This is a genomic window from Streptacidiphilus sp. MAP12-16 (assembly GCF_041262165.1).
Taxonomy (GTDB): Bacteria; Actinomycetota; Actinomycetes; order Streptomycetales; family Streptomycetaceae; genus Streptacidiphilus.
The window spans coordinates 1-25,300 of record NZ_JBGCBY010000038.1 but is presented as its reverse complement, the minus strand read 5'-3'; the positions used below and the strand labels follow the sequence as shown (position 1 = coordinate 25,300).

General features: G+C 68.4%; 25 protein-coding genes and 5 pseudogenes. 17 read left to right on the top strand and 13 right to left on the bottom strand.

Annotated features, from left to right (window positions below; translation table 11 throughout):
* Positions 1-26 precede the first annotated feature (26 nt).
* Positions 27-1,916, bottom strand: a complete 1,890-nt coding sequence (locus tag ABIA33_RS34055) for an amidohydrolase (protein ID WP_370087277.1) — start codon at positions 1,914-1,916, stop codon at positions 27-29.
* Between the two features lie 202 nt (positions 1,917-2,118).
* On the opposite strand from ABIA33_RS34055, the gene ABIA33_RS34050 reads away from it, so the two are divergent.
* The 4 genes from ABIA33_RS34050 (at position 2,119) to ABIA33_RS34035 (ending at position 6,769) form a co-directional block, all read left to right on the top strand.
* A complete protein-coding gene (locus ABIA33_RS34050) occupies positions 2,119-3,762 on the top strand; it encodes an MFS transporter (RefSeq protein ID WP_370087275.1) in 1,644 nt (547 codons plus the stop codon).
* Complete coding sequence (locus ABIA33_RS34045) at positions 3,759-4,676, top strand: alpha/beta fold hydrolase (RefSeq protein ID WP_370087273.1); 918 nt, start codon at positions 3,759-3,761, stop codon at positions 4,674-4,676. The genes ABIA33_RS34050 and ABIA33_RS34045 overlap by 4 nt, the downstream gene beginning before the upstream one ends.
* Positions 4,677-5,657: 981 nt before the next feature.
* The gene (locus ABIA33_RS34040; protein WP_370087271.1) at positions 5,658-6,014 is read left to right on the top strand and encodes a hypothetical protein; all 357 of its coding nucleotides are present in this window, start codon (positions 5,658-5,660) and stop codon (positions 6,012-6,014) included.
* The gene (locus ABIA33_RS34035) at positions 6,011-6,769 is read left to right on the top strand and encodes a hypothetical protein (protein ID WP_370087269.1); all 759 of its coding nucleotides are present in this window, start codon (positions 6,011-6,013) and stop codon (positions 6,767-6,769) included. Before ABIA33_RS34040 ends, ABIA33_RS34035 begins: the two co-directional genes overlap by 4 nt.
* A gap of 160 nt (positions 6,770-6,929) precedes the next feature.
* Here the strand turns inward: ABIA33_RS34035 and ABIA33_RS34030 are convergent, their stop codons facing one another.
* Both ABIA33_RS34030 and ABIA33_RS34025 read right to left on the bottom strand, forming a co-directional pair.
* Positions 6,930-7,535 carry a dihydrofolate reductase family protein gene (locus ABIA33_RS34030; RefSeq protein ID WP_370087267.1) on the bottom strand — a complete coding sequence of 202 codons (606 nt, stop codon included), beginning with the start codon at positions 7,533-7,535 and terminating at the stop codon, positions 6,930-6,932.
* Positions 7,536-7,967: 432 nt separating this feature from the next.
* Positions 7,968-10,088, bottom strand: a complete 2,121-nt coding sequence (locus tag ABIA33_RS34025; protein WP_370087265.1) for a SpoIIE family protein phosphatase — start codon at positions 10,086-10,088, stop codon at positions 7,968-7,970.
* A 263-nt stretch (positions 10,089-10,351) separates the two neighbouring features.
* Here ABIA33_RS34025 and ABIA33_RS34020 point away from each other — a divergent pair, with 263 nt between their 5' ends.
* Entirely contained in the window at positions 10,352-10,744 is a 393-nt protein-coding gene (locus ABIA33_RS34020) for a hypothetical protein (protein ID WP_370087263.1), read from the top strand.
* A gap of 22 nt (positions 10,745-10,766) precedes the next feature.
* On the opposite strand, the pseudogene ABIA33_RS34015 reads toward ABIA33_RS34020, so the two are convergent.
* Positions 10,767-11,337, bottom strand: a pseudogene (locus ABIA33_RS34015) (IS982 family transposase); the annotation flags it as partial.
* Here ABIA33_RS34015 and ABIA33_RS34010 point away from each other — a divergent pair.
* Positions 11,336-11,473: pseudogene (locus ABIA33_RS34010) on the top strand (RNA methyltransferase substrate-binding domain-containing protein); the annotation flags it as partial. The pseudogenes ABIA33_RS34015 and ABIA33_RS34010 sit on opposite strands and share 2 nt — an antisense overlap.
* Before the next feature lie 33 nt (positions 11,474-11,506).
* Here ABIA33_RS34010 and ABIA33_RS34005 read toward each other — a convergent pair.
* The 3 genes from ABIA33_RS34005 to ABIA33_RS33995 form a co-directional block, all read right to left on the bottom strand.
* Positions 11,507-11,722, bottom strand: coding sequence for a hypothetical protein (locus tag ABIA33_RS34005; RefSeq protein WP_370087364.1), 216 nt, complete (start codon positions 11,720-11,722; stop codon positions 11,507-11,509).
* Between the two features lie 71 nt (positions 11,723-11,793).
* Positions 11,794-12,063 (bottom strand): SDR family NAD(P)-dependent oxidoreductase, encoded by a 270-nt coding sequence (locus tag ABIA33_RS34000; protein WP_370087261.1) that lies wholly within the window; start codon positions 12,061-12,063, stop codon positions 11,794-11,796.
* Positions 12,060-12,692 carry a TetR/AcrR family transcriptional regulator gene (locus ABIA33_RS33995; protein WP_370087258.1) on the bottom strand — a complete coding sequence of 211 codons (633 nt, stop codon included), beginning with the start codon at positions 12,690-12,692 and terminating at the stop codon, positions 12,060-12,062. The genes ABIA33_RS34000 and ABIA33_RS33995 overlap by 4 nt, the downstream gene beginning before the upstream one ends.
* Before the next feature lie 54 nt (positions 12,693-12,746).
* Here ABIA33_RS33995 and ABIA33_RS33990 point away from each other — a divergent pair, with 54 nt between their 5' ends.
* Positions 12,747-13,466, top strand: a complete 720-nt coding sequence (locus ABIA33_RS33990) for an SDR family oxidoreductase (protein ID WP_370087256.1) — start codon at positions 12,747-12,749, stop codon at positions 13,464-13,466.
* A 722-nt stretch (positions 13,467-14,188) separates the two neighbouring features.
* On the opposite strand, the gene ABIA33_RS33985 is transcribed toward ABIA33_RS33990, so the two are convergent.
* Entirely contained in the window at positions 14,189-15,082 is an 894-nt protein-coding gene (locus ABIA33_RS33985; RefSeq protein ID WP_370087254.1) for a phytanoyl-CoA dioxygenase family protein, read from the bottom strand.
* 449 nt (positions 15,083-15,531) lie between these two features.
* On the opposite strand from ABIA33_RS33985, the gene ABIA33_RS33980 reads away from it, so the two are divergent.
* Positions 15,532-15,729 (top strand): hypothetical protein, encoded by a 198-nt coding sequence (locus ABIA33_RS33980; RefSeq protein WP_370087252.1) that lies wholly within the window; start codon positions 15,532-15,534, stop codon positions 15,727-15,729.
* A 64-nt stretch (positions 15,730-15,793) separates the two neighbouring features.
* On the opposite strand, the gene phoU is transcribed toward ABIA33_RS33980, so the two are convergent.
* The gene (gene phoU / locus ABIA33_RS33975; protein WP_370087250.1) at positions 15,794-16,465 is read right to left on the bottom strand and encodes a phosphate signaling complex protein PhoU; all 672 of its coding nucleotides are present in this window, start codon (positions 16,463-16,465) and stop codon (positions 15,794-15,796) included.
* A 331-nt stretch (positions 16,466-16,796) separates the two neighbouring features.
* On the opposite strand from phoU, the gene ABIA33_RS33970 reads away from it, so the two are divergent.
* The 4 genes and pseudogenes from ABIA33_RS33970 (at position 16,797) to ABIA33_RS33955 (ending at position 19,604) form a co-directional block, all read left to right on the top strand.
* On the top strand, positions 16,797-17,210 hold the full coding sequence (locus ABIA33_RS33970) for a GNAT family N-acetyltransferase (RefSeq protein ID WP_370087362.1): 414 nt from the start codon (positions 16,797-16,799) through the stop codon (positions 17,208-17,210).
* Positions 17,211-17,235: 25 nt separating this feature from the next.
* A complete protein-coding gene (locus tag ABIA33_RS33965; protein WP_370087248.1) occupies positions 17,236-17,997 on the top strand; it encodes a transposase family protein in 762 nt (253 codons plus the stop codon).
* A gap of 34 nt (positions 17,998-18,031) precedes the next feature.
* The gene (locus tag ABIA33_RS33960; protein WP_370087246.1) at positions 18,032-18,214 is read left to right on the top strand and encodes a hypothetical protein; all 183 of its coding nucleotides are present in this window, start codon (positions 18,032-18,034) and stop codon (positions 18,212-18,214) included.
* 150 nt (positions 18,215-18,364) lie between these two features.
* A pseudogene (locus tag ABIA33_RS33955) lies at positions 18,365-19,604 on the top strand (PP2C family protein-serine/threonine phosphatase).
* Positions 19,605-19,625: 21 nt separating this feature from the next.
* On the opposite strand, the gene ABIA33_RS33950 reads toward ABIA33_RS33955, so the two are convergent.
* Positions 19,626-19,886, bottom strand: a complete 261-nt coding sequence (locus tag ABIA33_RS33950) for an integration host factor (protein ID WP_370087244.1) — start codon at positions 19,884-19,886, stop codon at positions 19,626-19,628.
* A 273-nt stretch (positions 19,887-20,159) separates the two neighbouring features.
* Between ABIA33_RS33950 and ABIA33_RS33945 the strand changes: the two genes are divergently transcribed.
* Both ABIA33_RS33945 and ABIA33_RS33940 read left to right on the top strand, forming a co-directional pair.
* The gene (locus tag ABIA33_RS33945; protein ID WP_370087242.1) at positions 20,160-20,978 is read left to right on the top strand and encodes an inositol monophosphatase; all 819 of its coding nucleotides are present in this window, start codon (positions 20,160-20,162) and stop codon (positions 20,976-20,978) included.
* Between the two features lie 43 nt (positions 20,979-21,021).
* Positions 21,022-21,621 carry a GNAT family N-acetyltransferase gene (locus tag ABIA33_RS33940; RefSeq protein WP_370087239.1) on the top strand — a complete coding sequence of 200 codons (600 nt, stop codon included), beginning with the start codon at positions 21,022-21,024 and terminating at the stop codon, positions 21,619-21,621.
* 19 nt (positions 21,622-21,640) lie between these two features.
* Here ABIA33_RS33940 and ABIA33_RS33935 read toward each other — a convergent pair.
* A pseudogene (locus ABIA33_RS33935) lies at positions 21,641-21,943 on the bottom strand (transposase); the annotation flags it as partial.
* A 122-nt stretch (positions 21,944-22,065) separates the two neighbouring features.
* On the opposite strand from ABIA33_RS33935, the gene ABIA33_RS33930 reads away from it, so the two are divergent.
* From ABIA33_RS33930 to ABIA33_RS33920, 3 genes are all read left to right on the top strand, one after another.
* The gene (locus ABIA33_RS33930) at positions 22,066-22,239 is read left to right on the top strand and encodes a hypothetical protein (protein ID WP_370087237.1); all 174 of its coding nucleotides are present in this window, start codon (positions 22,066-22,068) and stop codon (positions 22,237-22,239) included.
* A gap of 110 nt (positions 22,240-22,349) precedes the next feature.
* Positions 22,350-23,012, top strand: a complete 663-nt coding sequence (locus ABIA33_RS33925) for a hypothetical protein (protein ID WP_370087235.1) — start codon at positions 22,350-22,352, stop codon at positions 23,010-23,012.
* Positions 23,013-23,291: 279 nt separating this feature from the next.
* Positions 23,292-23,621: a hypothetical protein gene (locus ABIA33_RS33920; RefSeq protein ID WP_370087233.1), complete on the top strand. Its 330-nt coding sequence runs from the start codon at positions 23,292-23,294 to the stop codon at positions 23,619-23,621.
* Between the two features lie 177 nt (positions 23,622-23,798).
* Here the strand turns inward: ABIA33_RS33920 and ABIA33_RS33915 are convergent, their stop codons facing one another.
* Together ABIA33_RS33915 and ABIA33_RS33910 are read right to left on the bottom strand one after the other, a co-directional pair.
* Positions 23,799-24,236: a hypothetical protein gene (locus tag ABIA33_RS33915; RefSeq protein ID WP_370087231.1), complete on the bottom strand. Its 438-nt coding sequence runs from the start codon at positions 24,234-24,236 to the stop codon at positions 23,799-23,801.
* 205 nt (positions 24,237-24,441) lie between these two features.
* Positions 24,442-25,300 (bottom strand): annotated as a pseudogene (locus tag ABIA33_RS33910) (hypothetical protein); the annotation flags it as partial.

Here is a 25,300-nt window from a genome sequence, read left to right as displayed (position 1 = left end):
TCAGGTGGATCGCGCGGCGCTGCGCGTCATGAGAAACAGGGGTCGGAGAAACCGTCGACGGCCTCCGCGTCCGGGACGAAGCCCTTGTCGATCCGCCACTTCCGGTGCAGCTCCGACTCGGCAGCGGCCTCCTGGAGCATCTGCGCCTGCCGGATTCCGGAGCGGCTTGGGCGGGCCGAGGCCTGGTAGCCGCCGTAGTGGGCGACCGGGCTCCATGCGGGCTCGACCGGAGGCGGGGGCGCCGCCAGAGCTTCGAACTCACCGGTCGCGTAGACGATCCGGCCACCGACGATCGTGACGGCGGCCTCAATGGAAGGGATGTCGGCCTCCTCGACGGTGAAGTAGTCGTCGCTGAGGATCGCCAGGTCGCCGTAGAAGCCGGGGCTGAGCATGCCCTTGACGTCCTGCTCGCCGGTCACTTCGGCTCCGGCGCGGGTGTACATCGCGAGGGCGGTCTCCCGGTCGACACGGTTCGCGGGCGACCGCAGCAGGACGTTCCCAACAGTGCGGCCGGTGACCAGCCAGTGCAGCGCCACCCACGGGTTGTAGGTGGACACCCTCGTCGCATCGGTGCCGGCCGCGACGGTCAAGCCGCGCTCCAGCATGGCGCCCAGCGGCGGCGCGCAAGCCGCGGCCGCGGCGCCGTAGCGGCTCAGGAACGCCTCGCCCTGGTAGTTGAGGCGGTGCTGTACGCCGATAGACCCGCCGAGCGCGGCGGTGCGGTCCAGGCTGTCCGCCGACACGGTTTCGGCGTGGTCGAACATCCAGCGACCCGCGCCGGGGAACAGTCCTTCGGCGGCGAGTTTGTCGAAGACGGCCAGGTCCCGGCGGATCGTCTCGTCGTACGTCGCGTGCAGCCGGAACCCCCAGCCGTTTTCGAGCAGCAGCCGCACAGCCTTCTCGAATTCGGTCTCGTACGGGCCAAGTTCGGGCCGCGGCTGGGCGAAGTTCTCGAAGTCGCCCGCCGCCCACGTGAGGTTTTCACCGGCGCCGTTGAACCTAAGCCACTCGTCGCCGTCGCCGGGCCGGACCATGCTGGTCCAGCGGCGGATGTCCTCCACCTCTTGGCCCAGCGTCTGCGGGAACAGGTGGTAGCCGATCCTCATGGTCAGCTCGCCGTCGGCGGCGAGCTCGGTCACGGCGTGGTAGTCGTCTGGAAAGTTCTGGAAGCCGCCGGCCGCGTCGATGAAGGATGTGAGCCCGAACCGGTTGAGCTCCCTGAGGAAGTGCCGGGTCGACGCTTTCTGCTGCGAACGATCCAGCATCGGCGCCTTGCCGATGGTGGCGTACAGGATTCCGGCGGCGGGCGCGGCCAGCAGCATGCCGGTCGGTTCGCCGTCGTGGCCGCGGACGATCTGCGCACCGGGTGGATCGGGGCTGTCGCGGTCGATCCCGACCGCGCGCAGCGCGGCCCGGTTCAGGATCGCGAACTGGTACAGGTGCGTCACCACGACTGGGGTGTCCGGGGCTGCGGCGTTCAATTCGGCTGGCGTCGGTACCCGATGCTCGGCGACGCTTTCGGTGCTCCAGCCTCCCGCGACCCGCACCCACTGACCCTGCGGCGTCCGGGCGGCCTGTTCTCGCAGCATCCTGAGACCCGTCGCGAGCGAGGGCACTCCGTCCCAGCGCAGTTCCAGGACATAGTGCAGGCCGCCCCGGATGATGTGGCAGTGCGAGTCGTTCAGTCCGGGAACGACACGCCGTCCGTGCGCGTCCAAGACGCGGGTTCCCGGACCGATGTGAGCTGCGACGTCGGCGTCGTCGCCCACGACGCCGATGACGCCGTCGGTGACCGTTAGGGCGCCGGCGGCCGGGCGGCGGGGATTGCCGGTGAAGATCTTCGCATTGCGGACGACCAGATCGGCGGGTTCGGTCGGGGAGCCGGGCCTGAGGCCCGCCACGGGCATCGACGTCATCAGCACTCTCCTGTGTCAGTGAGCAGTGCTTGCACGAGACCATCGCGGCCTGGGGGTTCGCACCGGGGAAAGACCCCAGTCCCCGACGCGGCGGCACGCCAGGCGCAGGACTGGGGTCGTACTCCGATGCCGTGTGCCGCTTTCGCATGGTGTCCTTTCTCCAGATCGGAAGTCTCACGAGGACCCTGGACAGGAGTGTTCGATGGCAGGCGGTGATGCCGCTCCCGCAGCTCGCCTCACGGCGTGGGCCCCGCTGGCCAACCGGATCTTCCGCCTGTTGTGGATCGCTCAGTTCGGCTCCAACGTCGGCAGCTGGACCCAGACCGTCGGCGCGCAGTGGTTGCTGGTCGGCCGCGGCGCGATCCTCGTCACGCTCGTCCAGGTGGCGTCCGGTGTCCCGGTGCTCTTGTTCGCGCTGCCCGCAGGGGTGCTGGCCGATCTTGTCGACCGGCGCAGGCTTCTGCTCGCAGCGCAGGTCGCCATGGCAGCCCTGGCCGGCGTCCTGGCAGCGCTGGCGCTGGCCGGTCACCTGCCGCCCGCGGCGCTGCTGGCCTTCACATTCCTGCTCGGCTGCGCGGCCGCGTTGTCGGCGCCGGCCTGGCAGGCGATCCAGCCGAGCCTGGTCCCGCGAACGCAGCTCGCCCAGGCCTCGGCGCTCGGGGCGGTGAACATGAACACCGCCCGCGCCGTCGGCCCGGCCGTCGGCGGCGTCCTGGTGTCGCTGGCCGGCCCGGGCTGGACGTTCACGCTGAACGCGGTCTCCTTCCTCGGGATCGCGCTGGTCTTGCTGCGATGGCGACCCGATCCGTCAGCGCCCCACGACGATCAGGAGCGGGAGAACGTCCACGCGGCCCTGCGCGCCGGCGGGCGCTATGTGCGGCACAGCCCGAGGATCCGGCGCGTCCTGATACGGGCCGCCTTGTTCACACCGGGCACGGCCGCGTTGTGGGCGCTGCTCCCGATCGTCGCGTCCCAGCGTCTCGGACTCGGATCATCAGGGTACGGTTTCCTGCTCGGTGCTGTCGGGGTCGGCGCCGTCACCGGAGCCGTGCTGCTCCCCAAGGCCGGCGGACTGCTGAGCGGAGATCACCTGCTCGCGGGATCCGCAGCCGTGTTCGCGGTCGCCCTGATCGTGTCGGCGACGGTGGATAGCACTGCAACTGTCGCCGCCGTCCTGGTCTTCTCCGGCATCGCGTGGATCGGGGCCTTGTCGACCCTGAACGCGGCGATGCAGCTCACGCTCCCGGGCTGGGTCCGGGCTCGCGGTCTGGCCTTCTACCTGGTCGTTTTCCAGGGCGGCCAAGCCCTCGGTTCGCTGCTGTGGGGGCTGGTAGCCGACTGGACGAGCCTTCGTACCGCGCTGCTTGGCGCCGCCGGACTTCTGCTGGCGAGCGCGACGATCATCTGGTGCCGGCGCCGACGCGACGCCGTCGTATCCGATCCGTCGCCGACCAGTGCATGGCCTGAACCCACGCTCGCCATCGAACCTACGCCCTCGGACGGACCGGTTCTGATCGTGGTGGACTACGCGGTCGATGCGGAGAACTCCGAGGCGTTCCGGGCCGCCATGTTGCACGTCGAACGCTCAAGGCGGCGGACCGGCGCGACCACGTGGGGGCTTTACCAAGACGCCGAACAGACGTCCCACTTCCTGGAGACCTTCACGGTCGCCTCGTGGTCCGAACACCTCGCCCAGCATCATTCCCGCTACACCGGCCTTGATCGCGAGTTCGAAACCAGGGCTCGCGGACTCGTGACCGAACCCCCTCGTGTTACCCACGCAATCACCCCCGGTCCGCCACCACCGCTGATCCGCGCAGACCTGACTCAGCAGAGGAAATCATGACCGCCACCCGGACATATGACATGGCCGACCACTGCGGCCGACGGCTCGTCCACGGCCGGCCGGAGGTGAACGGCGTCCAGATCCACTACGCGATCGGCGGCTCGGGCGACCCCGTGGTCCTCCTGCACGGCGTCCCGAAGACGATGTACTACTGGCACAAAGTGATCCCGCTGCTCACCCCGCACCACACCGTCATCGCGCTCGACTGCCGTGGCTTCGGCGACTCCGAGCGCCCAGTCGGCGGATACGACACGCAGACGATGGCGGCCGATGTGGCGGCACTCGCCACGCACCTGGGCTTCGAGCGCTTCCGCATGGTCGGAGAGGACTGGGGCGCGTGCACCGCCTACGCCGTCGCCGCGTTCCACCGACCACGCCTCGAGCAACTGGTGTTCCAGGAAACCCGGCTCGCCGGACTGCCCGTCGACGCCGAGCCGCCGACCAGACCGGACGACCCCCGCTCGGGCTGGCACCGCACCTTCTTCAACCTCCCGCACTACCCGGAAATGCTGCTGGCCGGCAAGGAACGCGCCTTCTGGTCGTACTTCCTGAAGCGCCAGATGTGGGATCCCAGTGCCCTGACCAGCGACGACATCGACGAACTGACCCGCTGGGTCGAGCAGCCCGGTGGAATCAGGGCGATCCTCGAGCAGTACCGCGCCACTAACCTCAACGCCGAGCAGAACCGCGAACAGTACGCCGATCCGCTCACCTGCCCGGTGCTCGCCGTCGGCGCACAGGTCTATTTCGGCGAAGAGATGCAACGGCAGATGGCGCGCGTCGCCCAGAACGTTCAAGGGGTCGTCATCCCCGAGTCCGGACACAACATCGCCCTGGAAAATCCGGTTGCGCTAGCGAAGGCCTATCTCGACTTCTTCGCCGGAGGTCCGCGCGTATTGCCCGGACGCGACTGACGTTGACACATAGCCCGATTCCCCGGTCTCCGACCTTGGAGCTCTCTTCCGGTGTAGGGGCTTTCTAGGGTGTGACCGTTCCCTGAGCAATACCGATGGATCGGCGAGTACCTTTGTGCCGCCGACCGAAGCACTGATGTAGAGACGTACGCCGACTGCCAGGTGGCGCTAGAGACCAAACAGCTGGGTCGCCGTTCCGCGGTGCCCGAGCTGGTCCACGAGGAGGCGCATTAGAGGGCGAGCGCCTCCCCCAGCGGATCGCCGACGTCATCCAGGATGAGTCATCCCGGAGCGCAGACCTGACAAGACGAAGGGCACGCAGGCCGTGTTCACCCAGGGCGACGTGAGGGTCTGCAGGGCCAGTACCATCAGTCCCCGCTCGATGCGGGTCCAAGCGCACCGTCGGTCACTCGCCGCCCAGCCTCAGTGAGACGCGCGATCCATTTGCGGCCCTTCCTGTCTCGACCCGGACTCTCAGTGATCACCAGGAGTCCGCACGCTTGCAGCGGCTTCAACGTGGCGAGATGGATCCCTCCGACCTGCCGGGCGAGGGTCAGTCCCAGGCCCTCAAGGCGGCGCATCTCGCCTAGGGCATCCCACTGCCTCTCGCTCAAATCGATCGGCTCGACGCCGTCCCCCTCAGCCTTCCCTCGCATGACGTCCTCCGCCTCGACTCCGCAGATCGTACCGAGGCATCCAGCCGAGCCGAGCGCCGCGCATCACGCGGCCGGGGGTGACGGTGGCCAAGGCGCGGACAACCCGGCTCGGCACGGGCAACTGGGCAGCCTCTGCGCGGGGCTGGACGCCGCAAGAAAGTCGACTCCTGCCAAAAAGTCTGCCAAAAGGCCTTGGCACACAGCCGAAAACCGCAGGTCACGAGCGAACCCAGCCGGCTGGACCACGGCCGCTGACCTGGGCGTTCGCTCAGGTCAGCGGCCGGGCGACGGACGAGTGGGCCTGTACGTGCAGTCCGTCCTGCGCGTGACCGACGTGGCCATCCTGAACACCGCCCCCACCACAGCCGACATCGACCGCATCGACCGCCTGCCCATGCGCGACCTCATCGAGGAAGTCGCCGTCCTGCGGCCCGACGGCACCCCGCCACCCACCTGGGTGCTGCTTAACCGCACCGTCACCGGAGCCAAAGCCACCAACGACTACCGCGACTACCTCAGCGACAGCGGGTGGAACGTCTTCACCACCACCATCCCCAACCGGCAGCTCTATGCCCAGTCCATGCTCCACCCGGTCACCGCCGCGAAGGGCTCCGCCTACGACGAACTGGTCACCGAGATGACCGACCGCGGCCTCCTGCCCAAGATCGGAGACCAGCGATGAGCCCCACCCCCGACCGCAGCGCAGCCCTGCGCAACCGCAACGCCGGACAGGAACTTGCTGAGGTCTCCAGCACGGGGGCGCCGTCGGGTCGGCCTGCCGACCTGGTGGTCACCTCCGAGATGGTCCCGACCCCGGCCATGACCGGCGCGAGCGGACCGCTCAGCCAGGTCGAGCAGCACGAACTGGGACTGTGCGAGCGGGCCGTGGAGAACATGGCCACCGCCGCCTGGCTCGCGGGCGAGGCCCTGCAGACCATCCGCGACGCCAAGCTCTACCGCCACACCCACACCCGCTTCGAGGACTACATCGAGGAACGCTGGGAGATCGGCGAGCGCACCGCCTACCAACTGATCGAGGAATGGGCACTCGCCGAGCGCCTCAACCAGGTCCTCGGCAAACCCGCCACCGCCTCCCACACCCGCGCCCTGCACCCGTCGCCACTCGCTTCGGGCTGGACACGGCCACCGACCTCTACCAGCAACTGCGCGTTCGCACCCAGGCGGAGGGCATCCGGCTCACTGCTGCCATCACCGGACAGATCGTCAGGGCCGGTCTCCGGGCCGCCGGCAAGCAAGCTGAACAGACTTCCTTTCAGGATGCGGCCCGCCAACTGCTGGCCGCCCCGGCGCTCTCCCTGGCCAGCGGCGCCAACGCAAGTACAGCTATCCCTTCCCAACCGCGCGGCGTCGTACTGCAGCCTCCTCCCGTCGGCGATAGCGGCCTGCGAAATTTCGCAGGAAGTCACGAAGAGGTAACGCCAACGAGCGGTGCGGGCGTCCTCTCGCCGCGCGAGGCGCTGCCTCCTGCGGGCACCGAAGGGCCCCCTGAGGATCACGACGCACCACAGCCCCAAGGGATCCCGGCCGAATCCCCACTGCGAGTGAACACACCGTCTATAAGCGCCGGCGCACCGGGCTACCAGCGCCGATGCACCGGATAACGCAAATGGAGCACCCCGTCGCCTCGGATGACTTCGGGATCCTCGAGCATCAGGTGGTCGTTAGCGAGCGTCCCGAAGTACGGCTTCCCCCGGCCGAAGACGACCGGCACGAGGTCGATCGCCACGTGGTCGATGAGCCCCAGCAACAGCGCCTGCCCGCCGACCTCACCCGCGCCCACACCAATCTCCCCCTCGCCAGCCAGCTCCTGTGCTCGCGCGATTCCCTCCTCCACCGAGGTGGTGAAGTGGTACGAGGCCTCGGGGTGCCATCCCGTCGGCCGCGGTCGGTGCGACACGACCACGACGTGGTCGCCCGCCGGCGGGTGGCCCTCCCAGCCGTTGGTCAGATCGAATTGGTGCCGCCCGATGACCAGGACCTTCTGGCGCGACCACATGCCACGCACGTAGTCAGCCGAGGCCGCTGAGACCCGAAATGGCGCACCGTGAACATCGGCATGGTCTTCGTCGACGAGGGGATGGTCGCCCTTGAAATACCAGTCGTGGAGCGGTCCCACGTCGTCGCGCTCGTCGGCAATGTAGCCGTCTAGTGAGGCCACTGCGTGCAGGTACGTCGTACCCATGCCTACTGCTCCTTCCGACACGCGTAATCACCAGTCTCTCCCGAACTGCCCGACTGGCAACCGCATTCTTAGCGCACGTCGCTGAACCATCACTTGATCAACACGCCCTAGATTATCGATTCCAAGGGGTCGTCACTCGCACGGGACCAGGGGGCCACCCTCAGGCCGTGGCGTCGGACACCAGATCTGGCGCCTGACCGGCAGAGCATGAACCACCGCGGCTGACCACGCCCCCTCAACCGATGGCCCCGCCCCGCGACCCCTCGCGGACGGGGCCATCACCACGCCGGCCACCCAAGCCGCAACCGCCATCTCAGGTCGGCTTCCGGCGCTCGGAACGCAACTGGTGGGCAGGCCCCTGCTGGTCCCTGGACCGTCGCCGCGGTCAACTGGGCGTGCGGGGATTCGACTGGTGCTTCGGCTGGGGCTGTGTCAGATCCGCGCAGTCTCGTGCCCGGCGGGTGAGTGGGGTCGGACGCGTGCGATGACCAGCGCGACGTCGTCGTCGGCGTCCGGGTGCCGCAGGGCGGCCAGGAGTCGGTCGCAGGTTGCCTCCAGCTGGTGGCCCGGGTCAGTGAGCAGGCGCAGGAGGTAGTCGAGGCGCTGGTCGAGGGGTTGGTCGCGGGTTTCGACCAGGCCGTCGGTGTACAGGACCAGTTGGTCGCCGACACTCAGGTCGAGGAAGGTGGCCTCGAACCGGGCGTCGCGGATGCCGCCGGTTCCGAGTGGGACTCCGGTGGGTAGGTCGAGCAGTTCGGGGTGTTGGCCGGGTCTGATGAGGACGGGGGGCAGGTGGCCGGCCAGGGCGATGCGGCAGCGGGCGTGGTGGGGGTCGTAGGCGGCGTAGACGCAGGTGGCGATGGTCTGGTCCAGACCGGTGGTGATGCGGTCGAGGTGGTACAGGACTTGGGCGGGGTCGAGGTCGAGGTCGGCCAGGGTGCGCGTGGCGGTGCGCAGTTGGCCCATGGTGGCGGCCGCGTGCACGCCGTGTCCCATGACGTCTCCGACGACCAGGGCGGTCTGGTCCTGGTGCTGGGGGATGGCGTCGAACCAGTCCCCGCCGATCCCACTGGTGACGCCTGCGGGCTGGTACCGGTAGGCGATCTGAAGGCCGACGGGTTGTGGTGGCTGGTGCGGCAGTAGGTGGCGTTGCAGGGTCAGGGCCGTGTTGCGGACGTGTTGGTACCAGCGGGCGTTGTCGATGCACACGGCGGCGCGGGCGGCCAGCTCTCCGGCGAGCACGACGTCGTCGGCGGTGAAGGGCAGCGGATTGCGGGTGCGCCCGAGGTCGAGCACGCCCAGGACCTGACCGCGGGCGAGCAGCGGCACGACCAGGTAGGAGTGCAATCCCTCGGCCGCCAGGAGTGCTGCGCCGTCGCCGTCACGCGCGATGCGCGGCAGGTCCGCAGGGGCGACGTGCTCCACGAGCACGGGGCGCCCAGTGTTCACACACTGGGTGACCAGCCGGTCGGCGGGATAGCTGGCGATCTCGCCGGGAGGATCGGCGGCGTGGACGGCAGGGGTCTCGTAGGACGCCGCTACGGCCAGGGCCCGGAAGACGGCCGGCCCTGCGCCGGTCACCGCGGTGGTGCCACCGTCGTCCTTAAGAATCGAGTCGAGTACGTCCACCGCGGCCAGGTCGGCCAGGTCCGTCACCACCAGGTCCGCCAGTTCGCGCGCGGTGCGGTCCAGGTCCAGGGTGGTGCCGATGCGTACCGAGGCGCGGGCGATCAGTGCCAACCCGCGTCGGGCTTCGGCTGCCTCGGTGGCTGCACGGTGCTGCTCGGTGACATCCACCACCGACACCGCGACGCCCAGCACCCTTCCACCGGGGTCCTCCAAGCGGTAGTAGGACCCCGACCAGGCGTGCTCACGATGCGGGTCGGCGGGGGTGCGGCCGACCGCGAACTGGTCCAGCAGCGGTATGCCGTTGGCCAGGACCTGGCGCATCGAGGCCTCGACCAGCTCGACGTCCAGCATCGGCAGCACTTCGCTTACCCGACGGCCCAGGAGCTCGGCGGCCCCAAGGCCGTTGATCCGCTCCAGCGTCGGGTTGACCAGGACGTAGCGCAGGTCGGTGTCCAGTACCGCCAGCCCGATCGGGGCCTGCGCCACCAGGCGCACCGACAGTGCCAGGTCACGTTCCACGCCGCGCAGAATGGCCTCGTCGCAGGCCAGGCCCAGCGCGTACACGCCACCGCGCTCATCCTGCAGCCGCATGTTGCGGAACTCGACCAAACGGGTGGAGCCGTCCTTGTGCCGTATGGGGAAGACTCCGGCCCAGGCCCCTGCGCCTGCCATGACCTTGGCGAACAGGTCGAGGACCAGGTCGACGTGCTCGGCTGCGACCAGCAGCTCGGCGGCGTAGCGGCCCAGTGCTTCCTGCGCGCTCCAGCCGAACAGGTCCTGGGCCTGCGGGCTCCACAGCACGATCCGCCCGTCAGCGCCCACCACCACCGCGGCCACACTCAGTACGTCCAGCAGGCCGCCGGGCTCGGAGGGAGCAATCCCGACCGGGACTGGCTCGGCCCGGGACGCATCGGGCTCACCCACCGCCAGCCCTCCTTCCGCCCACCCCAGCGGAAGCCGCCTCGGGCCCGGGCCTGTCGTTGGCCGCTTCGCTCTCGCGTCTCCGCTGTCCTCCCATCGTCCTCCCACACTGCCCCGGCGGCAGCGCTGGCAGCCCTGAGGCCAGCGGTCGGCAGGATGTGCGGTGGCCCACGATCCCATCTAGACGACTTGCTCCTATGTGCTCGGGTGAGTGAGCGGCGATCTTCGCGGGCATCATGGAGGCCGACCTTGAAGGAGCGAAGCCTGTGAGACTCGTGTCAGATCCCGTTTGTGGCGAGGTGGAACTCACCGCGACGGCGACAGAACTGGCCTGCTTGGCAAGCGCGGTAGCCGAGGGTGCTGGGTTCATCAGCGCCGCGTTCGTGTCTTCGCTCGATGGCAACACCCTGGCGGGAATCGAAGTCAGGAGGGCACTCGGTTCCGGTGTCTGCATCGACGTTGATACCCAGCGGCAGACCCTTGTGATCAACGGCGATGCCGACGCCAGGGCTGTCCTGGCCGAAAATCTGCATGCCATGGCCACTTCCGAAGACGGCGGTCACCTCCACATCGACTATTTTCCCGAGCACCCCTACCTGGTGGAAGGATCGCTGCCCTTGGTGGTCAACAGCCCGCACGGAGGCATGCCGACGCGATGAACCGGGCCTGCGGCCGATGTGATCAGTGATCGTAAGCGATCAGCGAGCGGGTGACCGATGCGCCGGTGTTGTTGTTGTGCCAAATAGCGGCAGCCATCGCCAGGATGCGTTGGGCGACGCGCACGGCGACACCCTCGATGGTCCGGCCGCCGTGTTGTTCCAGGTCGAGCTGGCCTTTGAGGGTGTCGTTGACGGACTCGATGAGCTGGCGGACCTTCTTGAGCATCGGCTCGCCGTATCGCTGCTTCTCCCGCTTGCGGGAGGGCCGCAGCAGCTCGATGCCCTGCTCGGCGAGGGCATTCTCGAACGGTTTAGACGCAAAGCCCTTGTCCGAGATCAGCACGATGCCCTCGCGCTGGGCGACCAGGGCTGCGTCGACCTCCAGCATCGCCCCGAGGACCTCGCGCTCGCCGATCTTCGGATTGGCCAGCGCCTGCCATGATCGGCATCCCGGCCGGAGTGCAGACAAGGTACAGCCGCAGCCCCCAGAAGAACCGGGAGTCGGAAGCGCAGTAGCCGTAGCTGGCCCAGCCGGCCAGGTTGGACCGCTGCACGGTCGGGCGCGACATGCCGCATGGGACCGGGGTGGAGTCGGCGCTCTACGTGCAGCGGTTCATCGACAACGACGAGCGGGTTCGAGAAGGTCTGACGCTGGGCACCGAGCGCGGCGTGCCGCTGATGGAGGCCCCGCGCCAGCAGCTCGACAACCTGGCGGAGGGCCACAACCACCCGCCCGCTCCCGCCACCACCCGGCCGCACTGGTCACCGCCCGTCGGCGGTCGAGGAATCGCGCTCGGCGAGCGCGCGGTAGTCCACCTTCCCGCTGCTCGTCAGGGGCAGGGACTCCTCGACGCGCCACTCCCTCGGCGTGAACGCCGCAGGCATGCGCTCTGTCGCGAACCTCTGAAGATCACGCCAGGGAGCCGGTAACCCGAGGGTGCAATGAGCGACCAGCCGCGCGTGTCCGCCTTTCCGCACGGCGACGACCCCGCAGTCCTCCACGGCGGGGTGCTGACTAAGCACCGCTTCCACATGATTGAGGTCCACGCTTACTCCATCACCAGGACGTCGAGTCGGTCCACCGACACGTGAATCTCAGCGGCCATGCGGCGGACCTGGTCGAGGTCGGCGAGGTCCGCGGTCACGGTCCGGGGTCTGGATGCGCCGCGGGCCGCGAACTGGTCTGCGATGTGGTTGAGTTTGGCCTGGTTGCGGCCGTGCAGGATCACGTCGGTGCCGTCAGCTGCCAGGCGTTCGGCCAGGGCCGGGCCGAGGCCGTCGGTGGCGCCGGTGATGAGGACGGCAAGGGAACGGGTCACTGCTGGTCTCCTGGGGCGATCACTGTGTTGGTGGGGTGCTGTGCGGCCTGCGCGAGGGTGGCCGTGAGGTCCTCGACGAGGTCGTTGCCCATGGGCTGACGCGTGGCCAGGAGGCGGTACCACAAGGTGCCGAACACGATGTCCAGGACGGTGGACGCGGCAGGGCGGGGCGGCAGGTCGCCCCGCGTCCGGGCCCGATCGAGGACCACCTGGAGCGCGTCGCGCCGACGCTGCAGGAAGGCGCTGCGGAAGAGTTGGCCGAACTCCTCGTTGATCTGGGCCTCCGCCATCAGGACGCACAGGATGTCGACGACGCGCTGCTGGCGGCCGAGCCGGAACGTGTCCTCTAGGAAGGCCCGTAGGTCGTCGGCATAGGAGCCGTGGTCGGCATTTGTGACGTACAGATCGGCTTTCACTGCGAGCGCTTCGAGGAGCACGTGGGCTCTGGAGGGCCACCAGCGGTAGATCGTCTGTTTGCCGCATCCGGCGCGGTTGGCGATTCCTTCGATCGTCAGGCCCGCGTAGCCGACCTCGCCGACCAGGTCGAACGCCGCGACCAGGATCGCCATCCGGCTCTCCTCGCTGCGCTTGCGTCCCGGGCGTGATTCCGAAGGGGGTTGCTTGTCCATGACCATGGAGGCTAGCTTAATGCGAGACGCAGTGGTTCGAAATAGGGAGATGCCATGTCTCAGCGCACTGCCCTCGTGGTCGGGGGAACGTCCGGTATCGGGCTCGCAACAGCCCGCCTGCTCCAGGCACGTGGTGCCACGGTGCATATCGCCGGCCGCAGCAAGGAGCGCCTTGACGCCCTTGCCGTCACCGACGCCGAGCTGGTCGGGCACCAGGCTGACGCCGGAAACGTTGGCGAGACCCGGGCCCTCGCCAAGGTGATCGGCAGCATCGACTGGTTGGTCCTGGCGGCGGCCGGGAGCGAGGGGCCGGGGCCGGTAGCCGATCTGGACCTGACGATGCTGCGGCGCGCGTTCGAGGCCAAGTTCTGGCCTCACGTCACCACGATCCAGGCGGTCCTACCGCATCTCGCACCGGACGGCTCGATCACCCTGCTCAGTGCCATCACCGCGCGGGCCGGCATGCCGGGAACCGCCGGCATCGCCGCCCTCAACGGCGCCGTCGAGGCCCTGGTCAGGCCGCTGGCCGCGGAACTCGCTCCGATACGAGTGAACGCCGTCTCTCCCGGGCTCGTCGACACGCCCTGGTGGAGCGGCCTGCCGGAAGACGCCAAGCGCGAGTACTTCGCACAAACCGCCGCCACTCTGCCGGTCCGTCACATCGCCTCGGCGCAGGAGGTCGCCGAGGTAGTGGCCCTTGCCGCCACCAATGCCAACCTCACCGGCACCATCATTGAGACCGATGGGGGTGCACGTCTGGTCTCGTTGGCCTGACCCGCTCACCGCGCCTTCGGAGTCCTGCCCCACGCCTCACCGCGGCAGGGGCAGGACATCGACGCGGGAGCCCAAGGCCGCGGCTGTGAGTCGTGGACATGGTTGTCCTACTTGTGGGGTTGAGCCGGTCATTTGTACAGTCGGCGGACCCAGGATCGTGGGTATGCCCGCCTCACGGTCAGCCGAGGTTGGTGATCGGAAGCAGTCCGCGCTCGGCGAAGACCTGGAAGCTCACCGTCAACGACTTGAACAACTGCCCACTCGCCTTGACCAGTACCAGACCGCTACCACCGGCCAGATCGAATGATCAACCCTCGAAGGACTTGCAGGCGCGACCACTAAGTCGCCGATCCGATGGACTGCCGTCGGGCCGGTGAAAGTAGCGCCCGGGTCCGCTTGGGGGCGTGGACAGCCGGGCGGCAGACCATGGGTCACGTCGGCGACATGATCGGCGCGGCAGGAGCGAACGGCCGCTCCGGACTCACCCGCGGCGACCGGGGCGCGCGGTTCCGCGAACGACTACTTCCGCTCGTGGGCATCGAGTTTTCCGATGTTCCACGGCACCGACCTGCACTCATCACCCCTTCCGGACGCAACGACCGGGAACCAGCTCTACCCACTGATCATTTGATGCGATTCTGCGCGCGGTGCTGAACCCGTCCCGGGGCCGCGATTCAGTATTCATATCACTGAGCTTGAAAGGGTGATGGCCCTCTCGCTGATCAAGGGATCCCGCTGAGGCCGGTGGTGACCGCGACGTCGAACGGCTGTGCCGTCTCTGCTGGCCTCCTGCCCATGTCCGGGAGCCAGTGGATTCCTGCGTCGTTGGTGGTGCCCAAGCTGATCCGTACCGCACGTTCGACGGGCGAGTACGCACCGTCGTGGCGGTCGAGGTCGAGGAGGCCGGTCGGTATAAGGGGCGGCTGGGCGATGAACCGGGGGATGGTGCCGCGATTGGGCTGGGCGGCATGGATCAGGAACGGGTGGCACAGGTAGACGTCCCCGGCCCGACCGGTGGCCAGAGCTACTGGCCGCTCCGGTGAGTCGAGTTTCCCGGCGGCGTGCATGGTCTGACAGAGCGTGAAGAAGTCGACTCCGCGCTCGCCGGCGGACTCCAGGAACGGTGGGACGTCCAGATGGGAGCCGACCTTGACCCGGGTTGGGCCGTGATCGGCGTCGACGTCGGAGAACAGGAACAGCATCAGCAGTGCGCGGTCACGAGAACGGAGGTTGAGCCAGGATCCCGTTTCGCCTTCGGGGGTGTAGCTGGCGTCCATGTGCCATCCGGTGTCGCCTGGGTCGTCGGGGTGGGGGAACCGTATGGGGAAGGTGCCCAGGCCGACTCGTGGTGTCCACCGGCCCGCGCCAACCAGTTGGTCGAAGGCTTGGTGCAGGCGCGGGGTCGTGGCCGCGCGCTGGAACAGCTCGTCCGAGTAGCCACCGAGCCTGACGACCGGGCGCTGCCAGGTTTCGGGGTCCTCCGGGTCAAGGCCGGTCTCGCGCCACAAGAACGCCCGGCACTCCTCGGCGACCGGGCGTGGGAACGCCTCTGGCAGGTGCACGAAGCCGTCGGTGACGAACCGCTCTATCTCATCTGCTGTCAGGACTGCTGGCATTCGCCCGATTCTCGGCGGGCTTCCGAAGACGCGCAACCGATTTGCGACCTCTACCGGATCACTGAGCGGAAGTGCCTGATGGCGGTCTCTGAGCTCACCGCGGTCACCGCGGTTCGATGATCAGTCCGGTTTCGGTGAGGCAGCCGTCGATCAGGTGCGGGCGGTATTGGATCTTCTTGAGCTTGCGCTTCATGACCCGGACAAGGTGGTCCAAGTCGGCGGCGGCAAAGTTCGCCAGTCCCCGCTTGACCACTGTGGGCCCACGTGAAACACAGCCTCACGAACCTCGCCAGCGTCGCCCTGGACCGCCTCGAAACCCTCGTCCGCAACCGACTCAAACGACCGACTGCAATACCGCCCCGACGTCCTCGACGGCTTCATCGCCGGAACCGGACTCTCCCACGACCTCCCACCGCCATCACCTTGAAGCGCCGAAGTCAGTAGCGACAGTGCCGCAACTGGTACCCGTCTACGCGCACCGGTTTCTTCCCGCCGGTCGTGGAACCTTCGGGCACCCCGTTCTCTCGGTCTCGGGCGTGGACATCATCTGCAACGGCGAAGACCTGGCCGAGTACGTCAGCCAGGAGTTCGAGGACGGGTACGAGCAACCGGAGACCTGGAACCCGCAGTCGAAGGTCGCCTTCTAGAGAGACTTCCTTCGGTAGCCCGCCCACCTTGGGGTGCAGCCCTCGCACGTCCCCGGGGGGCCTGTTACCTGAGGCCCGCTTGCGGTGGCAGGCGTTCGGTGTGCTCGCCGGTGACGAGGTAGACGACGCGCTTGGCGACCGAGACGGCGTGGTCGGCGAACCGCTCGTAGAAGCGGCCGACGAGGGCGACGTCGACCGCGGCTTCGACGCTGTGCTGCCAGCGGCCGTCAAGCAGCCAGCGGAACAGGGCGCGGTGCAGGTCGTCCATCGCATCGTCGTCCTGCTCCATCTGCAGGGCCGTCTCGATGTCCCGGGTGGCGATGACGTCGGCGGCCTTGGCCATCAGCCGCTGCGCGAGCTGGCCCATCTCCAAGACAGTGACGTGCAGCTCGATGGGCACGGCGCTGTCGGGGTAGCGCCTGCGGGCCTGCTTAGCCACGTGCTGGGCAAGGTCACCGGAGCGTTCCAGGTCGGCGCTGATGCGCAGCGCGGTCACCACGGTGCGCAGGTCGGTGGCGACTGGCTGCTGGCGGGCCAGGACGGCGATGGCGCGCTCTTCCAGGTCGCGCTGCAGCTGGTCGAGCTTGTCGTCGGCCGCAATCACGTTCTCAGCGAGCTCCACGTCGGCCTCCAGCAGCGCGGTGGTGGCCCGGCCCATGGCCGAGGCGGCGAACCGGGCCATCTGCTCCAGCCCGGTGGTGATGGCGGCGAGCTCCTCGTGGTACGCGGCGCGCATCGCGCTCCTCCCTGGGCCCTTGCGGGGGTCCGTATGTCGATTGTGGCCTTCCAGGGGTATATCACCCCAGTGAACCCGCGGGCCGCTGCCCGCCGACGCGCACCCGCCGCTGCGGGTGCCGGTCCGGCGTGGTGAAGCGACCAAGCCCGCGAAAGGCGTTAACGGCCTGGGGAGCGATAGAGGCTGCGGAGTTCCTAAGCAGTGAGGATCTTGCTGCAGCAGGCCTGACTGAGATGCTTCGATCATGAATACGAGCAGACGGGTGGACGAGATCGAGGCGGGCCGCCCCGTGGGATGGGCGCTACGTTCCGCGAACCTGGCCGACGTCGAGATGATCGCGGAGCTACGGGCGGCGGTGATGCGACCAGATTTGGAGAGGTTGGGCCGTTTTGACGAGCACCGCGTCCGGCAGCGGTTGCGAGATTCCTTCTCTCCGCAGCACACGTCGATCATCCTGGCCGATGACGCTTTCGCGGGCTGCATCACCCTGCGGGCCGCGGAGAACGGGCAGTGGCTGGAGCACTTCTATCTCGAACCGGGCATCCAGGGCCGGGGGCTCGGCTCAGCCGTCCTGCGCACGCTGCTGGAGCGGGCCGACGCCGACGGTGTGCCTGTCCGCCTGAACGTTCTGCAGGGCAGCGCTGCTCGTCGGCTCTACGAGCGCCACGGGTTCACCGTGGAGGACCAAGACCCGATCGACATCTACATGGTGCGACAGCCGGATACGGGAATCGTCGTAACGTGACGAGGACCGCAGGTGTTTATGGGGTGTGTCGTCTGCGTGGGCCCGTGCGGCCTGTTCCCAGCATGCCCTGTCCGGGGTCTCTCGCGCGCATCTCGGCGAGTTGATCGAAGAGCTCGCCTCCATGTGGCAGGCCGCGCACGAGTCGGCGCTGCACGAACGCCGTGGCGGTGAGCGTCGGCGTGCCGCCGGGGCCGGACCTGACCACCGGTTCGTCTTCGTCGACCGGGTGCTGGTCACCCTGGTCGTGCTGCGGCTCGGACTGCCCCACGCCGCGCTGGCGCAGATGTACGGCGTGGACCGGTCCACGATCTCCGGGGCGGTGCGCGAGGTCCGCCCGCTCCTGGCCGCGCGGGGATTCCCCGTGCCCGACCGCCCGGGCCTGCGCTTGCGCACCTTGGAGGACCTGTTCGCCTACGCCGACGCGGAAGGCGTGGACATGCGCATCGACGGCACCGACGTGCAGGTCCGCCGCCCCCGTGCGCACCGGCCGGGCCGCAAGGCGTTCGTGTCCGGCAAGCGCAAGCAGAACACGATCAAGACAACGACCTTCTGCGACACCCAGGACCGGACGCTCTTCTCCGGCGTTACCCGGCCCGGTCGTATGCACGACCAGACTGCCGTACACAGTGAGGGCATCGCCGAACAGTTCCGCCGGCACCCCAAGGTGAAGGCCGAGGTCGACGAGGGCTATCGAGGTCTGGCCAACGAGTTCCCCAAGCAGGTCAGCGCCCCGCCGAAAAAAGGTGAAGCCGGACGCCCCGCTCGGCGATCAATACGCCTGGCGTGAGGCGCGCAGACGTCAGTCCTCTCGACGGATCTGCGTGGAGCATGCCAACGCCGAGTACGCGCAGTGGCGCCCCCTGCAACGCTTCACCGGCAGACGTGAGGACTTCGCCCAGACCCAGACCGCGATCGCCGCACTAGTCTCAAACCGCTCCGCCCTCCGAGCGACCCGCCGCAAGACGAGCACCGAACTGATGCACGTCCAACCGGCCGCCTGCTGATCACCCACCAGACAAACCTCCAGGCCGACACGTCCCGACCTCAATCGCTCCCCAGCTCGTAACGTTCATTTCACCCGACAAAGGCCAGTGCCCCGGCACCGCCTGGTCCGGCAGCGGGCGGGACATCGATCAGGGCGAAGGCGGCTGCTTGTGACGGATGCCGGCATCGACTACCGGGCGGTGTTCCACGCGCTGCCGGGCATGGTGGCACTGCTGACCCCGCAGCTGGTGTTCGCGGACGCGAACGAGGACTTCCGTCGTGTGTCCGGCCGCTCTGCGAAGGAACTGATCGGCCGCTACCTGTTCGATGTCTTCCCCGAGAACCCGGAGATCCCCGCCGGTGGCGCGCGGAACCTGGAGGCGTCGCTGCGCCGGGTGATCGCCACTGGTGAGCGCGACAGCATGGCGCTGCAGCGCTACGACATCCAGTCCGTGGACAGTGCGGGCGAGTGGGAGGAGCGGTACTGGAGCACCGTCAACGCCCCTGTCCTCAGCGGCGGCCATGTCGTGCTGGTGGTGACCCGGATGGAGGAGGTAACCGAGCTGATCCGCGCCCGCGGCCTGCCCCCGCAGGGTCGGCACCGGGTCCTGGAAGCCGAGCTGTACACCCGGGCCCGGGAGCTGCAGCAGCTCAACGAGCGCCTGCGACAGGCCCACTCCCGCGAGCGCGAGGTCGCCCTCGCCCTGCAGAAGGCCATGCTCCCGCACTACAGACCGCTGCGCCGGCACCGCGCGGCGGTGCGCTACCGGCCCGCGACCGGGGCTTTGAACGTGTGCGGCGACTGGTACGACATCACCGACCTGACCGGCGGCGACCGCGTCGGCGCCTCGGTCGGCGACGTGGTCGGCCACGGCTTGGAGGCCGCCGGCGTCATGGGCCAGCTGCGCAGCGCGCTGGCCGCCGCCTCCCGGGTGGCCGACGGCCCCGGTGGCCGACGGCCCCGCCCAGGCCCTGGACGTGCTGGGGCGCTACGCGAGCTTCGTCGACGGCGCGGAGTCCACCACCGCGGTGACCTGCTTCATCGACTGGACGGCCAGCACCATCACCTACTCCAGCGCCGGCCACCTCCCACCCGCGCAGCTGCATACGGACGGCACTGTCACCTGGCTCGACCAGGCCCTCGACCCGCCCCTGGACGCCTCCCCGGAACCCGGCCCCCGCCCCGAAGCGGTCACCGCATTCACCCCGGGGGAGGTCCTGGTGCTGTACACCGACGGGCTGGTCGAACGCCGCCACCAGGACATCGACATTGGCCTGCAGACTCTGGCCCACTCCCTGGGCCGCCACCTGGGGGCCGACCCCGAATCCCTCGCCGACGCCGTCCTGTGGGACCTGCTGCCGCCCGCCGGCGTCACCGACGACACCGCCCTGGTCGTCCTCCAGCTGTGACCGGTACACAGCCGGCCCGGTTCAGGCCGCGGCAGCCGACCCGAACAGCTCCCGCAGCCGCCCACGCTGACGCTCACTGAGCCCACCCACCGTCCGGCGCTCAGCCATCCCGAGCTCACGCATCAACTGCCCGGCATGGATCGCGTCGACCCACGGCAGCGCCTCCAGCAACTCGCGCACAGGCAGCGCGTCCACCACCGCGGCCCCGCCGTCCAGGACCTCAGCCAGGGACCGCCTGCCGGCCAACTCCGCGAGCACCCGCGCGCGTTCCCCCACATCCACACAGGCCACCTGACCCGCCAGGTGAGAACGCCTGTACAAGAAGCGCCGATTCACTCCGCGCCTCCCTTCGACAAAGTGGAACAGACATGATTCCCGCCCTGCGGGCCACCCGACGCAGCGGCCGGACGCCCATGCGGGCAGGGAACCTACGAACGCATCATCCCAGCTCCTGATGATGTACAGGCAAACAGCGTGTAACGAGCGATGCCCGCCGTGCGGACGGTGGACAGGGAACGACGCTCCTCGTCAGAGCTCCCCTAAACTCTCGTGTCCATGACCGCGACCGAGGATCTTGAGCTCATCCAGCAGCTGGCTGACACAGCCGATGGCATCTCCCTGAGGTACTTCGCCGCAGGGGCCGTGCCGACGCAGACCAAGGCCGACGGTAGTCCGGTCACGCAGGCCGATCGCGAGGTCGAGCAGGCCCTCCGCGACCAGCTTCGGGGCAGCCGGCCCGGCGACCTCGTCATCGGCGAGGAACTCGGCAGCCACGGGAACGCCTCACGGCGATGGATTCTCGATCCGATCGATGGAACAGCCAACTTCTCAGCTGGCCTACCCCAGTGGAGCACTCTCCTCGCGGTCGAAGCGAACGGCGAGGTAGTCACCGGCATGATCTCCGCACCGGCGCTCCGGCGACGTTGGTGGGCTACGCGCTCAACCGGTGCCTGGACCAGTTCATCCGCCGATGAAGACTGGGAGCGACGTGAACCGCTGGCGGTCAGCTCGATCGCGACACTCGACAAGGCGACGATCGCCATCTGGCCGCTCGGCGCACGGGTGCCGCCACAACGCGCCGCGGCAGGCCGGCGTCTGATCGAGCTCAGCGCGGACGGCGGCCCGCTCTCGAACTGGGCCGACGCCTGCCACGGGGCCATGCTGGTGGCCGCCGGAACAATAGACGTCTTCTTCCACATGTCCGCCGACCCCTGGGACATCGCCGCCGCCGTTCCAATCGTCGAGGAAGCAGGAGGGACGGTCAGCGACCTGGACGGTGATCCCAGCATCTCATCGGGCGCGGCCATCTACAGCAACGGCCACGTGCACCGCCACGTTCTGGACGTGTTGCAGTCCACTGCAGCAGCGTCGTAACGCCGGGTTCGCTCGTGCCTTCGGACTGAGTAGCCTCGGGGTCATGCCATCAGCGCCCCTGCCGACCGTTCTTGAAGGCCGCCATGTGCGGCTGGAACCGCTGGCTCTGCGGCACGTTCCCGACCTGTTCCAGGTCGGCGGCCGTGACGAGGATGTCTGGCGCTGGTTGAGTGCGCCGACCCCTGCCAGCGAAGAGGAACTGCGGGGGATCGTCTCCAAGCGTCTCGAAGAGGTCGACGCTGGGAAGCGCGTCGCGTTTGCGGTGGTCGGTCGAGTCCAGGGCACGGCCATCGGCACGACGAATCTGCACAGCTGGCACCAGTGGGACGGTCACGTAGAGATCGGAGGCACCTGGTTCGGCAGGAGTTGGTGGCGCACGGGAGCGAACTCGGAGACCAAGCTGCTGACGATGACCTACGCGTTCGAGGCCCTCGGCTTCGAACGTGTCGTCTGGCGCGTCGATGTGGACAACATCCGCTCCCAGGAAGCCATCACGCGGATCGGGGCCCGGCTGCAAGAGTGCAAGGTGGGGGCACTGCTCAAGCCGGACGGAACCCACCGTGATCTTCTCGTCTACGTCATGCTCCGAGACGAGTGGACAGCGGCGAAGGTCAACCTGACCGATCGCTTGGCGAGAGGGTAGGGAACAGACTCCAGGCTGGTCACGCGACTCTCGCCGGCCTCCCGCCCCAGCGGAGGCCCTTCTCGCTGCGGATCCGGGCGCGCTCCCTGCGTTGGGCGGCGAGCACGTCGGGATGTCTGGCGTTCTGGTTCCGCCAGCGGAGGTAGGCGTGCAGGGCCCGGGTCTGGACGGTGTGGTTGCGATGGTGGGACTTGGCGACGGTGAACTGTCGCAGCGGACCGAAGTGGGCCTCGATCGGGTTGGCCCAGGACGCGTAGGTCGGGGTGAAGCACAGCTCGATCCGGTGCTTCTTCGCCCAGCGCCGGATGGTGTCGCCCTTGTGAAGATCACGGAACGGTAACAGCGTCGCTCCATACCGCTCCGGAAGCGACCGCCGCCGCACCGCCACAGGACCCCGCCGTGCCGCCCCGGGCAGTTGACGTCCTGGGGGATGTCCTGCAGCGCGTGCAGGACATCCGACGGATCCTCAGCTCGCAGGTGAGCGCGCCCTCAACACCGGAGGAAGCCGATCAGTTCTGCCGACTGGTGGACGAGATCGTGCAACGGCTCCGCCTCGCAGCCGACGGCGCCCCACCCTGCCATGCGGCCGACCACCCCGACCGCCGCAGCCGCTCCTGAGCCCTCCGGGACCTGCCTGGCTCCTGGAGATCCAGGCCGGTCCCGGCCCCTCCTGAGAACTGAGCAGTCCCGCCCAGCTCTCCGACCCCTTTCAACTGGAGCGCGGCCCCTTGAGCACGGAGCCCCGCAGCACCGACTCCCGCCGCACGGCCGCGACCGGTGATCAACTCCAACTGGACGGCATCGGCCCGACACCGGTCCGGCCAAAGCACGGCGAACAACTGTCATTCCTGGGGGAACCCACGCCCATCCGCGTCCCCTCACAGCTCTGGAGGAGCTGGCTGGAGGATCCCAGCGTTGTCGCGCGCTTCGAGGCGAAGCGCTACGCCAGGAGCGACCAGCAGTGCTGGCCCTGGCTTGCCGCGGTCAGCTCCACCGGACACGGGTCGTTCGGAGCAGCCAGCCTGCCCGGACCCTCCCGGCGGGGAACAGTCCCCGCTCACCTGTTCGCCTACCAAGTCGCCTGCGGAGTGATACCGCGCCTGGGCTGGTCCGGCACCGACGATCCAGTCCTGTGCCACTCGTGCGACTCGCACGGCTGCACCAACCCCGCACACTTGAGACTGGGCACCTCCGCGCAGAACCGAACCGAATGGGCCCAACGCCACCGCAACCCCGGCGGCCCCCTCGCGGACCTGCGCGCCGCCGCCGGCCGCACCCGCGCCATCGCAACCGCCGCCCGCACCGGACTCGCCCTCGGCGAGTCCGACGGGTTGATCGAGCACCGCATTCAGGTCGCTGAGCAGGCGGGCCTGCCGCTGACGCTCTGGTAAGCGCACATACGTGGCTCTCAGAGGGCGGTTCGCAAGCGATTGTCCGCTTCGGGGCTGGGCTTGGGTTAGGTGGGCCGGTTGGGGGCCTGACGGTCGGGGCTGGGTGAACAAGCCGGGTTCGGGTTCGGGTCGGCACCTCAGCTTGGCCGGAGCACCCTCAGAGCGTGGTGGTGAACCGGTCTGTAGCTCGATGACCAGGAGCTTTCGGATGGTCGGGGTGTCGGGGTGGCCAGCTGCGGGCAGCCAGCGAGGGGATTGGCCTGGTCGTGGAGGTGTGGGATGCCGTCGGTGATCGCGTTGTTGGAGGTTCGGGAGGCGCGGGCCCGGGAGGATCTGGAGTCTTGGCTGGAGATGCTGCGGGAGGCCGAGGTGGAGGCGGAGGCAGCCCGGCAGCGGCTGGAGCACGTGCGGATCGCCCGCGAGGAGGTGGCGCTCATGTTCGCCCAAGGGGCGATGCCGGTTCGGGAGGGTGACGGGCCGTCACCAGCGCTGGCCGTGGTGGAGGAGCCCGTGTGCATGGCCGGGCGGTGCCGGCGGGTCCGGTGTTGCGGGAGGGCTATGACGCCCGGCCGCCGGCTTGGCAGGCGGGGCTGGGGGCCGATGTGTTGAGTGGGGCCTACCGGCAGGTCTTCGAGACGGCGCTGGTCGCGTCGGGGCCGGTGACGGTGCAGGAGTTGGCCCGGGCCCTGGGGCGCGATGCGGCGCGGTTGAACGAGGTGGAGAAGGTTCGCCATCGTGCCTATGCGCTGGAGGCGCGTGGCTGGCTCTTGCGTGAGCGGGGCCTGTTCAGGCCGGCCGCGGGTCCAGGCGCCCGGGGCGGAACTCCGGCCAGTGCAGGCGCTCCTTCGCCAGCTTTCGCGTCAGGGTGATCAGGGCGGCCCACCACACCATCTGCGTGTGGTGGTCGGGTCGGCGCTCGTGGTCGCGGTTCAGGCGCCGGGCCCGTGAGAGCCAGCCCAGTGTGCGCTCCATCGCCCAATCACACTGCACGTTTCGGACAGCGATCTGCCCAAGGCAGGTCTCGCTGTCGACGTACCACAAGCTGGTGGCGGGGACGTGACATTCGGGCCGGGGCGTGTCCTCCCGGGCATCCGCACGCACCGACTCGACGTACTCCGCGAAGACACCCGGGTCACGCCACCGAGGGTGGTAGCGCAGGATGTCCCCGCCCACCATCGAGTTGTCTTCGGGAACTCCCTGTCCCTCGGCCTGGAACTCGGCCATGGCTTCGACAAACGAGGCATGAACACGTACGTCAGGACTGATCAGCTGCACATCGAGCCAGTGTGCCCACCCCGGACCGGCCGTCGAACGAATATCGACGGCTCGTCTCACCTCAGCTTTAACCGCAACTCGTGGTCAGCCTGTGGCTGACCACGAGTTGCGGTTAGAAACAGGCTGAGGTGGAGCGCCCGGTGTGCGGAGCTCGTTAGACGAGCGCGATGACTGCGGCGGCAGCAGCCTTCTCCGCCTCGGCCAGAAGCTGTTTGACGAGATCAGAAATGGCTCCCTCGACGCCCTGAACGAGGGTGTCGGTCCCGGCGATGCTGGCCTTGAAGCTGCTGCCGTTCGACAGACTTGACCACTCGGCCGTAACCTGCGGATTGAGGCCGCCGATCGCAAATTCGTCGTTGCGATTGGGCGTGCCGAACGGCAACCCTGCGACGGTTCCCTCAGTGTGGCCTGAGTGCTGGAAGGTAAAGACGATTCCGTCGGGCGTCAGCACCGCCGCGGAGATGGTGTAGTCGATGTTGTCAAAGCCACTGTCATGTGCGTGACTACTGAAAGTGAAACTGCCGTCCTGCTTCATCACGACATGTGCCGAGCCGCCAACGGCGATATCAGTCGTCACTCCCTGGTCAAAGTTCTTGATCGCCGGAGCGTCCTCGTACCAGTAGTGGTCCTGGACGGATCCGTTGGCCCCGACGAACCAGAGCTCCATGCTGGTGGGAATGCGCGACCGCGCGGCGATTCCGCCATTGGTTGACGCGCTTCCGGCGGGCGCAAGTTCGAAGCCTTGCCAGTTGGCACCCTCGTACCAGTAGTGGTCCTGGACGGATCCGTTGGCCCCGACGAACCAGAGCTCCATGCTGGTGGGAATGCGCGACACCGCGGCGATACCGCCATTGGTTGACGCGCTTCCGGCGGGCGCAAGTTCGAAGCCTTGCCAGTTGGCACCCTCGTACCAGTAGCGGTCCTGGACGGATCCGTTGGCCCCGACGAACCAGAGCTCCATGCTGGTGGGAATGCGCGACACCGCGGCGATACCGCCATTGGTTGACGCGCTT